Origin of the sequence: Nodularia chucula CCY0103, assembly GCF_963923915.1 — a bacterium.
GTDB lineage: Bacteria > Cyanobacteriota > Cyanobacteriia > Cyanobacteriales > Nostocaceae > Nodularia > Nodularia chucula.
Genome location: NZ_CAWUOL010000133.1, coordinates 1 through 9,479, shown reverse-complemented (window position 1 = coordinate 9,479; position 9,479 = coordinate 1). Strand labels below are relative to the sequence as shown.

The window sequence follows — 9,479 nt, the reverse complement described above, 5'->3', positions numbered from 1 at the left end:
ATTCCTTGTCACTCTCTCCTGGTAGGCATTTATGATTCGCGGATGAGTCTATTGTACGACTTTTTTATTCGTCTACAAATGCTTAGGAAACAGTAGTATAAGATTATTCAACTGTGACAGATTTTGCTAAATTCCGGGGCTGGTCAACATCCAAACCGCGACGCGCTGCAATATGATAAGCCAAGAGTTGCAAAGGAATCACTGTGAGAAGCGGTGAGAGTAATTCATCCACGTCGGAAACTGGGAGCAAATCATTAAAGATTTCCGCAGCTTCGCCATCATTGCTGGGAGTCACACCAATTAAGCGGGAATCTCTGGCTTTGGCTTCTTGGGCATTAGAAAGCACCTTTTCATACACATTACCAGGAACTGCGATCGCCACTACCGGAACCTTAGCATCTAACAAAGCAATGGGGCCATGTTTCATCTCCCCAGCCGGATAACCTTCAGCGTGAATATAGCTGATTTCCTTTAATTTTAAAGCCCCTTCTAAAGCAATGGGAAAATTGATCCCCCTACCTAAAAAGATAAAATCTGTTGTATCTGCAAATTCATGGGCTAAGTGTTCAGTTAAACTTTCCTGACTTTGCAAAGTCGCCTCAATTTGTTGCGGAATTTGTTGTAATGCTTGAATAATCTCTACTAATCTTTCTGGGGAAACTGTTTGACGACGGGCGGCTAAATCCAAAGCCAAAGCGTAAAACGCCATCAATTGGGCGATAAAAGTTTTCGTTGCTGCTACCCCAATTTCAATTCCTGCTAAAGTGTTAATAATATGGGGAACCATCAACCCTAAGCTGCTTTCTGGGCGATTGGTAATCCCTAAAAGTCGGGCTTGATATTTAGTTTCTTTTCCCTGACGACGTTCTTTTTCCATCCCTAAAGCGGCTAAAGTATCAGCAGTTTCTCCCGATTGGGTAACACCAATAACTAATGTATTTGCTGTTAAGGGTGAAGGTGCATAGCGATACTCAGAAGCATAATGTACTTGAGTGGAAATGCCTGCTAGTTGTTCAATTAAATATTTTCCCAGTAATGCGGCGTGCCAACTCGTACCACAAGCTACTATATTAATTTGTTCTAAATCTGCGTAAAATTCACTAGGTAAATCCAGCTTAATGGGTGAACCTGACTCAGCTAAATTACCATTAGTCTCAAAGTAAGCTGCTAAACTGGCTCGAACTACTCCTGGTTGCTCATAAATTTCTTTGAGCATGAAGTGTTTGAATCCCTGTTTTTCTACCATTGTGGGACTCAAATTCAGCATCCGGGGCTGTTTTTTTAACCGCTCCCCTGCAAAGTTATAAACTTCCACACCCAAGGGAGTCAGACGAGCAATTTCGCCATTTTCCAAGGGTAAAACGGCACGGGTATGAGCCACAATTGCTGGAGTGTCTGAGGCGCAAAAGAACTCACCTTGACCAAAGCCAATGACTAAGGGTGCTTGTTGACGAACAACAATTAATTCATCTGGGTAGTCAGCAGAAATAACTGCGATCGCAAACGCTCCTTTAAGATGGTTAACAGCTTGGCGTATTGCGTCTAAAAGTGGAGATGGAGAAGTAGGTAAGTGGGGCGCTGGAGGATGTTTTAAAAGTTCAGCTATCAAATGAGGAATAACTTCTGTGTCAGTTTCCGAAACAAACAGGTGTCCTTTGTGTTTAAGTTCCTCTCGCAACTCCCGGTAATTTTCCACAATACCATTTTGCACCACCGCCACCCGCATAGCCATATCTAAATGAGGATGGGCGTTGTGTTCTTCCGGCTTACCATGAGTAGCCCAGCGAGTGTGACCAATACCAATTTGAGCCGGATTTGCAATTTTTTCCAGTTTAGAACGTAAGTTATGTAGTTTACCTTTGGCACGGACACAGTTAACTTCACCTTCCCAGACTGTAGCTATCCCGGCAGAATCATACCCGCGATACTCCAGTTTTTCTAAGCCAGCTAGTAAGATATCTGTTGCCCCTTGAGTGCCGATATACCCAACGATTCCACACATAACTGACACCACTCTGAATTTCAATATAATTTATCCAGTCTACTCCCAGATAGACAAACGGCATTTACTCCCAAAAAAAAAGAGCCAATTGCTCCCTATGCTACCAAGTATTTATAATTTTTTATAAGCTAAAAATATAGTAGGGTGAGCATAACCCACCCCACTAGGCAAAAGCAGCTTGTTCTGGAAACACCGAATCGTGAACCAGATTAGGAATTTACGGTAAATTCCCTAATAAGCTAGACCCATACTGCGAGTTGTTTCAGCACCTAGATAAACTCGGATGCTCAAAAAGTCAGTTGGGCAAGCAGTTTCACAACGCTTACAGCCTACACAGTCTTCGGTGCGGGGTGAAGATGCCACTTGAGCAGCTTTACAGCCATCCCAGGGAACCATTTCCAACACGTCTGTAGGGCAAGCGCGGACGCACTGGGTGCAGCCAATGCAGGTATCGTAAATTTTAACGGTATGAGACATTGAAAAAAGGCTCCTTTCCAGGTGTTCTTCTCTGCGAAAGAATCATATTTGAACCTCGCAGGACTAAAACAGTCACGCGATTCCTACATGATTGAATCTTGCCTGAATTGCTTCTGGTCTTATAGATTCTTTATAGGCGTTTTAAGTCTCTGTAGTACCGACAGCGACTATCGAAATAACTTTACCATAACACGCAACCATATACTATTCTCAACATAGAAATAGGTCGCGCTTAACTCATGACTATAAATCACGAATCTGCGGCTTGCAGTTATCAAAACACAGTTTACAGCAGTAACTTATAGTTCGTAATCAAAAGGCTACATAACTTCAAACAATTTAATAGGAACTGCCAGGAATTAGAATTTGGCAAAGCTCTGTATTCTTTGTATATCAAGGATATTACAGCTAGTTACCCGTCTAACCACTTTCACACATCTCTACTATTTGTAAAGATATATGAAGTAAAAGTTAACACAAATTTCGTAATCCTTGAACTTTTCTATAATAATTATTGTTTGCTAACTATACAATAGTAAAATGCCGGAATTTATCACAAAATATTTGGCTCAATAAAAGGCGATCGCCTGGATTTTATATATTGTCAAAAAGTGGGAAAAATTTTTCCATAACTTGCAATCAACCAATGGGGATTTAACCAAATACAGAAATTATCCTTGGTAAGGTCACTACATTCCTCTTTACCAAAGGTCTTTACCATTGTATTTATAATTAATGTAAACCACGTAACAAAAATTTATGCAGCCAGACTCGTTAGCTACAGAGGTGATTCTCACACATCCCCAGCAGTCATTGGGAAAAGTCCAACTCGACTGGACACCCCAACCAGGAAACTATGTTGATTTTGAAGGCAAAACCTATGCAGTGTTAGAACGCCGCCACAGATACCAATTTAAATCCGGACGTTACCACCTGCGGAATATCGCTCTTTACGTACAGTCAGCCAAAAGACCAACAGAGAAAACCTTAGTCCAAGGACGTTGGGTAATTGGTGATGCTACCTGTAGTTATAATGCACAATCAGAAATTATGCGCTGTGCTGTCAACCCAGAAGGCCCTTGTGAGTCTTGCCGTTTCTATGAAAAGTTAGCAGTTTAGGGAATCTGTTTTTCTCCTCAGCTACCCATTACCCAACACCTCTCCCACTGTCAAACGATTACCATTCACAAAATCCCATCCCGACTGAGGACGTTTTCCGGCTAACTGAACCTCTCGCAAAAGTAGTAAACCTGACCCAGTTTGAGTAATAGCACCAACGCCCTTGGCAATGCTTACCACTTCTCCGGGACTACCAGAGATAACGGATAAATCAGGTAATTTTTGGTAAATTTCCGCTAATTCGGGTGTGGGATCATCAGCGTAAGCGTCACCAACGGGAAGGGAAGCGATGATTTTTAGACCTTGATTGCGAAAGGTGGCTGTGCAGTTGGGATAAAAGCCTCTGATTTGGTTGTGTAATTCCATCGCACTTTTTGACCAATCTAAACTGTAGTTTGGCTTTTGGATCAAAGGTGCATAAGTCGCCAAGCCATCATCTTGGGGAAGAGGTTGAATTTCCTGGCTTTCTAACTTCCAGAGAGTTTCTAGTAATAAATCTCCACCCATAACAGATAGCCTCTGGGCTAAATCATGGGCATTATCTAGGAGTGTAATTGGTGTAGTTGCTTTCAACAGCATTGCACCCGTATCCATCCCTGCATCCATTAACATAGTAGTGATCCCCGTTGTTTTTTCCCCGTTATGCAGACACCACTGAATTGGTGCAGCACCACGATACTGGGGTAAAATGGAACCATGAACATTGATGCAACCCAACCTGGGCATAGCCAATATCTCTGGGGATAAAATTTGTCCATAGGCCACAACTACAAATACATCAGCCTGACAGTGTTGCAGTTGACTTAAAGTTTCAGGATCTTTTTTAATTCTTTGTGGTTGCCATACAGGTAAGTTATGGTTAATTGCAACGGTTTTTACTGCGGAAGGAATCAGTTTATTGCCCCTTTCCCGACGTTTATCAGGTTGGCTAACAACTGCCAATACCTCAATTTCTGGTTGATTTAGTAACTTTTCTAGGGTAGGAACGGCGAAGTGAGGTGTTCCAAAAAATACTACTTTCATTAATGATTACTGTTTGCGTAGTTTGACTGATTATAAATGTCTTTAAGCAGACATATTTAACATTAAGGTTCTGAGGATAAACCAATTTAAATAATTTTATGCGATTTTTGCCTACTTATATCTTCGGTAGTCAAGACTAAATAGGTCGTACGGGATAAATCTGCTCAACTATTTTAGTTGTTAGTCTATGATCTAGATCACCAAAATTTTTCTAGAATTTAGTGGAGAATAATTTTCTTTGATGCTAATGTGGTTCTATGTTGGTCAAGATTACTTTTGGCTAATTAACTTATACAACTGATTAAGAAGCTAATAAGCTGATAGTAACTGTATAAATTACTAGTAATCCTAATCAGCTATGTTTCATAACGATGCTTGTTAGGTTTATACAGTAAATGTATGTGATCAATTGATGCTGTGTTTTTTCACCTAAATTGCGATCGCATGATTAGTTGAAATTGAGATATTACTTTTAATATTGGGGTAGATACTCAGAGTATTTTTTTGTATCATGGTTTGTAAGTTATCTTTCCCATTTATTTAGAGTAACGCCTCGCTCCTGCCGTTATTGGGTTAAGCTCTGTTGTAGCAGGAATAAATAGGGGAACCAGCATTAGCGTTAGCTAATGTCAACAGATTAGTTACTAGACTCTGTACTGTCAGTAAGTTCAACTGACATCATACTTGTTTTATCTTTAACTCACATCAGCCATCTGATGTAGTAGTTGATTGCTGTAGGCAGTGGTAAGAGTATATTTTCATGCAATCACTTTCAGTGAAATTGCATCAGAGTCTGAATAGCAGACTTCCTACAAAAACACTACTTGTCAACCATAAGGTATAAAAAATGACACTAAGGTTTTTGTGAAATTCTGCAAAGTTTGAACAAAATATCCGGTTTTATTCGTTAAACCTGTAACTTTGCTGTTATACCTGTAATTATCACTTGCTCCGTTGCTACCTTGGCATTGCTCTTCACACAGCACCCGCCCTCCCTAGAGAGTCTAATCTATGCTCAAACTCTTACTGCTGTCAGGATGGTCCCACCTCCAACCATTTTTCAAGTATTTTTTTGTTGTCATGCTGATAACACCATTAGTTGCGGCTTCTGGTAGCACCTCTTCAGCAAAACAAGCAAAATTAGTCACAAAAATTGCTGATGCGCCCTCGGCAGTGGCTACTATGAATGAACCTTATTTAGTTGAATTAATTACAACATCTCCCATAACTCGCTTCATTAACAAATCTGATTCCATTCCATTGTTAATGGCTGCTATTCGGGAACCATCAAGATTACAAACCAATGAAACAGGGTCGTTGGTAGCCAGTGATTTTCTCTCTAGGGGTGATGTTGATGCGGAGAATCCATTAGCAAGAGTGGAATTAGCACCAATACCAGGAACATCTGCGAGTAAGAATTTAGCGCAAAAATTCAAAACTACTCAGAAGTTAAATGGCCAATGGCCAAATCAGGTGCTGAGTACAAAGTCATTGAGAACAACCCCCATACCATCAAAATACATCTTTACTCCAGAAAGTCCGGCTGTGGAAGAACTGGATGAATCCCAAATAGCAGAATTTGATCCCTTGGGTAGTCCCCATCCCATTCCTTGGAAATGGATTCTCGCTACTCAGGAAGCTATCAGTGCGAATGGGGGTTCTGGGATTCGCCACTATCGCAGTGTACCAGTCACTTCTCCCGATGGTAGATATATTGTTTACAGTCGGGTGCAATTAGAAGTGAGTCCCGCAATGTATCAGAGTAGGGTTACTAGTGTGATGTTTGTGGAAGAGACACAAACCAAGACCTTGCGGGTAATGGCTTCTACTGGAGCTATTATTGATCCTTTGTTAAACAGAAACCGTTCATCAGCAACAGAAATGGATACTGATGGGAGTGGCAAAATCGGAGTTTTAGTTCCTGTTAGCTGGTCAGAAAAAAGCGATCGCTTCTTAGCGCGTAAGTTCCAAGGTAAGTTCAATACAGGAGATTCTACAGATCAAGCAGTGATTTGGGATCGGCAAAAAAATCAGGTTAATACTGTAGCCCCAGCCCGTGAAGAACATGAGCATGAGAAAATTGCCGTGTTATTAGGTTGGAGTAAAAATCAGCCGGATCATGCACTGTTCCGGGCGGGTGAAATGGGAGATGAAGACTGGCCTTTGGTACAAGTGGCTAGCGATGGTCAAACTCTAAATAGTACAGATTCAGATCAACCCATCACTTTTGGTCCCAAAATTACAGAGGTTTGGGCTGGCCCTCAATTTGCTTCTCGATAAGCGCTGAAAAATTAGTGAGACTCCCGTTGTCATCTAGAAGCGACGGGATTTTTTTCACTGTTGAGTATATAGCAACGGCTAAGAAACTTAGGACATAAACGGATAATAAAACTGATAGACTATTCGGGTCTTAACCCAGTCCCCAGTCCCCAGTCCCCAGCTATATATACTTGCGACAACTTGCTGTGATATTAGTTGGCTGATAGGCGCTGGTTTCATGTCCCGGTAGTCTAGTAATTGTACTAAAACTAAATAGGCGATCGCTAATAAAATAGAAATTGCCCCTGTAATAATAGCAACTATTTTTGAGCGTTCCATCCGTATTTCCTTATACTAATTTTCTGGTGTATTATCAAAGTTTACACAAAAAACTTCATAAACTTGATCATTTAAGATCAAAAATATGGGCTACCAGCAAATTTATATTAGGTAACTAAACTAATCAATATGGATAAACAACCAATACAAGTGATTGGAGGTGGATTAGCAGGGACAGAAGCGGCTTGGCAAATAGCCCAGGCTGGAGTACCAGTAATTTTCCACGAAATGCGCCCCAAACGCTTTAGCCCAGCCCATCATACTGAACAGGTAGCAGAATTAGTCTGTAGTAATTCCTTTGGAGCAATGGCAAGCGATCGCGCTACCGGATTATTACACGAAGAGCTACGCCAACTCAATTCTCTTGTGATCTCCAAAGCTGATGAACACGCAGTTCCTGCTGGTGGGGCTTTAGCTGTAGATAGAGGAAAATTTAGTCAAGATTTAACAGAAACAGTATCACAGCATCCTTTAATTGAATTTCGTCGGGGTGAAGTCACAGCCATTCCCGAAGGAATTGTTGTCTTAGCCACAGGTCCCTTAACGAGTCCGGAATTAGCCGCAGATTTGCAGCGCTTCACCGGGATGGAATACCTCAGCTTTTTTGATGCGGCCAGTCCCATTGTGGTGGGAGAATCGATTAATCATGATATTGCTTTTATGGCATCCCGCTATGACAAAGGAGAAGCCGCTTATCTCAATTGTCCCATGAATAAAGAGCAATATTTGCACTTTTGGTCAGAATTGCGGCAAGCGGAACAAACGGAATTAAAAGATTTTGAACGGGAAACAGCAAAATTTTTTGAGGCTTGTTTACCGATAGAAGAACAAGCGCTGCGGGGAGAAGACACCATGCGTTATGGTCCCCTGAAACCAGTGGGATTATCTGATAGTCGCACCGGGGAACGTCCCTATGCAGTGGTACAACTACGCCAAGAAGATAAAGCAGGTCAACTGTGGAATATGGTCGGGTTCCAAACTAATTTGCGCTGGGGTGAACAAAAACGAGTTTTCCGCCTGATTCCTGGTTTAGAAGATGCCGAATTTGTGCGGTTGGGAGTGATGCACCGCAATACTTTTATTAATGCACCCCAATTGATGTATTCTAGTTTGCAGTTTAAGCAGCGTCCCACCTTATTTGCGGCGGGACAGTTGATTGGGACTGAAGGTTACACCGCAGCAGCAGCAGATGGTTGGTTGGCGGGAACTAATGCGGCGCGGTTAGCTTTGGGGAAAGATTTATTAACAGCCCCACCGACAACGATGATGGGGGCTTTGTTGGAGTTTATTAGTTCGGCTGCACCGAAGCATTTTCAGCCAATGCCGCCTAATTTTGGCATTTTACCAGATTTGGGGGTGAAAATTAAGAGTAAACCGGAACGTTATGGACGTTACCGCGATCGCTCTTTGGCTGATTTGGCTAGTTGGAAATGTGAGTTTTAACGCCACGTCTAACCCTCCCCGCCAACGAAGCTACAGGTACTACTAGGGGAGGGGAGTTGAGAAGGCAAAAAAAACAGCAGAACGCCCCATGCTCAATGACAAAATTTCCAAAAAATGGTTAGGTTTGGTGACAATGGCTGTGATATCTGCCTTGTTACTGGCGATCGCATCTACAGCCACAAGTATTTATTTATATGGTAGCAGTAGTAATAATATCAAGGCTGATGCCGCAATTGTTTTAGGAGCAGCAGTTTGGGGAGAAGAACCATCTCCTGTTTTCCGGGAGCGGATTAACCACGCCATTAATTTATATAAAAATGGATCTGTTAAAACGATCATTTTTACTGGTGGAGTTGGGGAGAGTAATGAACCACCTGAAGCTATAGTGGGCAAAAATTACGCGATCGCACAACAGGTAAAAGCTGCTGATATTCTCACCGAAACTCAGTCTCGCACAACTCACCAAAACCTCAAAAATGCTTTGGAAGTAGCAAACGATTACCAATTAACCAAGTTTCTCATTGTCAGTGATCCCTTGCACATGAAAAGAGCCGTATTGATGGCACAAGGCTTAGGAATGGATGCATATTCATCTCCCACACCAACTACCCGCTATCGCAGTTTTCGCAGTCAAATGGCGTTCTTGAGCCGAGAAACTTATTTTTACTTTTTCTATTTAGTGTTTAAATTTTAGGATCAAAACTCATCTTGAGGATGGGCTACTGAATGAATTTCCCTAATACAATCACAGGAGTTTAATTTCTGACGGGGCGACAAACAAGGCTAAAAACAAGACAGTGTAAACAATGTAACGATT

Annotated in this window: 8 protein-coding genes; 4 read left to right on the top strand and 4 right to left on the bottom strand. The window is 41.7% G+C overall.

The annotated features are described in order from the left end of the window. Nucleotides 1-103: 103 nt before the first annotated feature. Together glmS and psaC are read right to left on the bottom strand one after the other, a co-directional pair. On the bottom strand, nucleotides 104-2,002 hold the full coding sequence (gene glmS, locus ACM0OP_RS22745) for a glutamine--fructose-6-phosphate transaminase (isomerizing) (RefSeq protein ID WP_414530686.1): 1,899 nt from the start codon (nucleotides 2,000-2,002) through the stop codon (nucleotides 104-106). A 231-nt stretch (nucleotides 2,003-2,233) separates the two neighbouring features. Next, a complete protein-coding gene (gene psaC / locus ACM0OP_RS22740; RefSeq protein ID WP_010997613.1) occupies nucleotides 2,234-2,479 on the bottom strand; it encodes a photosystem I iron-sulfur center protein PsaC in 246 nt (81 codons plus the stop codon). A gap of 759 nt (nucleotides 2,480-3,238) precedes the next feature. On the opposite strand from psaC, the gene ACM0OP_RS22735 reads away from it, so the two are divergent. Further along, the gene (locus ACM0OP_RS22735) at nucleotides 3,239-3,598 is read left to right on the top strand and encodes a DUF6464 family protein (RefSeq protein WP_414530685.1); all 360 of its coding nucleotides are present in this window, start codon (nucleotides 3,239-3,241) and stop codon (nucleotides 3,596-3,598) included. Nucleotides 3,599-3,619: 21 nt separating this feature from the next. Here ACM0OP_RS22735 and fmt read toward each other — a convergent pair whose 3' ends face one another. Continuing rightward, complete coding sequence (gene fmt / locus ACM0OP_RS22730; RefSeq protein ID WP_414530684.1) at nucleotides 3,620-4,621, bottom strand: methionyl-tRNA formyltransferase; 1,002 nt, start codon at nucleotides 4,619-4,621, stop codon at nucleotides 3,620-3,622. A 1,080-nt stretch (nucleotides 4,622-5,701) separates the two neighbouring features. Between fmt and ACM0OP_RS22725 the strand changes: the two genes are divergently transcribed. Next, nucleotides 5,702-6,901 (top strand): hypothetical protein, encoded by a 1,200-nt coding sequence (locus ACM0OP_RS22725; protein WP_414530683.1) that lies wholly within the window; start codon nucleotides 5,702-5,704, stop codon nucleotides 6,899-6,901. Nucleotides 6,902-6,988: 87 nt separating this feature from the next. On the opposite strand, the gene ACM0OP_RS22720 is transcribed toward ACM0OP_RS22725, so the two are convergent. After that, nucleotides 6,989-7,219, bottom strand: a complete 231-nt coding sequence (locus ACM0OP_RS22720; protein WP_414530682.1) for a hypothetical protein — start codon at nucleotides 7,217-7,219, stop codon at nucleotides 6,989-6,991. A 129-nt stretch (nucleotides 7,220-7,348) separates the two neighbouring features. Between ACM0OP_RS22720 and trmFO the strand changes: the two genes are divergently transcribed. Then, on the top strand, nucleotides 7,349-8,662 hold the full coding sequence (gene trmFO / locus ACM0OP_RS22715; protein ID WP_414530681.1) for an FADH(2)-oxidizing methylenetetrahydrofolate--tRNA-(uracil(54)-C(5))-methyltransferase TrmFO: 1,314 nt from the start codon (nucleotides 7,349-7,351) through the stop codon (nucleotides 8,660-8,662). 88 nt (nucleotides 8,663-8,750) lie between these two features. Next, on the top strand, nucleotides 8,751-9,356 hold the full coding sequence (locus ACM0OP_RS22710; RefSeq protein ID WP_414530680.1) for a YdcF family protein: 606 nt from the start codon (nucleotides 8,751-8,753) through the stop codon (nucleotides 9,354-9,356). Nucleotides 9,357-9,479 lie beyond the last annotated feature (123 nt).

Bases quoted from the DNA above. Each gene is read 5' to 3' on its own strand.
- ACM0OP_RS22725 (WP_414530683.1), top strand. From the start codon at position 5,702: ATGCTGATAACACCATTAGTTGCGGCTTCTGGTAGCACCTCTTCAGCA.
- psaC (WP_010997613.1), bottom strand. From the start codon at position 2,479: ATGTCTCATACCGTTAAAATTTACGATACCTGCATTGGCTGCACCCAG.
- ACM0OP_RS22735 (WP_414530685.1), top strand. From the start codon at position 3,239: ATGCAGCCAGACTCGTTAGCTACAGAGGTGATTCTCACACATCCCCAG.
- ACM0OP_RS22710 (WP_414530680.1), top strand. From the start codon at position 8,751: ATGCTCAATGACAAAATTTCCAAAAAATGGTTAGGTTTGGTGACAATG.
- ACM0OP_RS22720 (WP_414530682.1), bottom strand. From the start codon at position 7,219: ATGGAACGCTCAAAAATAGTTGCTATTATTACAGGGGCAATTTCTATT.
- trmFO (WP_414530681.1), top strand. From the start codon at position 7,349: ATGGATAAACAACCAATACAAGTGATTGGAGGTGGATTAGCAGGGACA.
- glmS (WP_414530686.1), bottom strand. From the start codon at position 2,002: ATGTGTGGAATCGTTGGGTATATCGGCACTCAAGGGGCAACAGATATC.
- fmt (WP_414530684.1), bottom strand. From the start codon at position 4,621: ATGAAAGTAGTATTTTTTGGAACACCTCACTTCGCCGTTCCTACCCTA.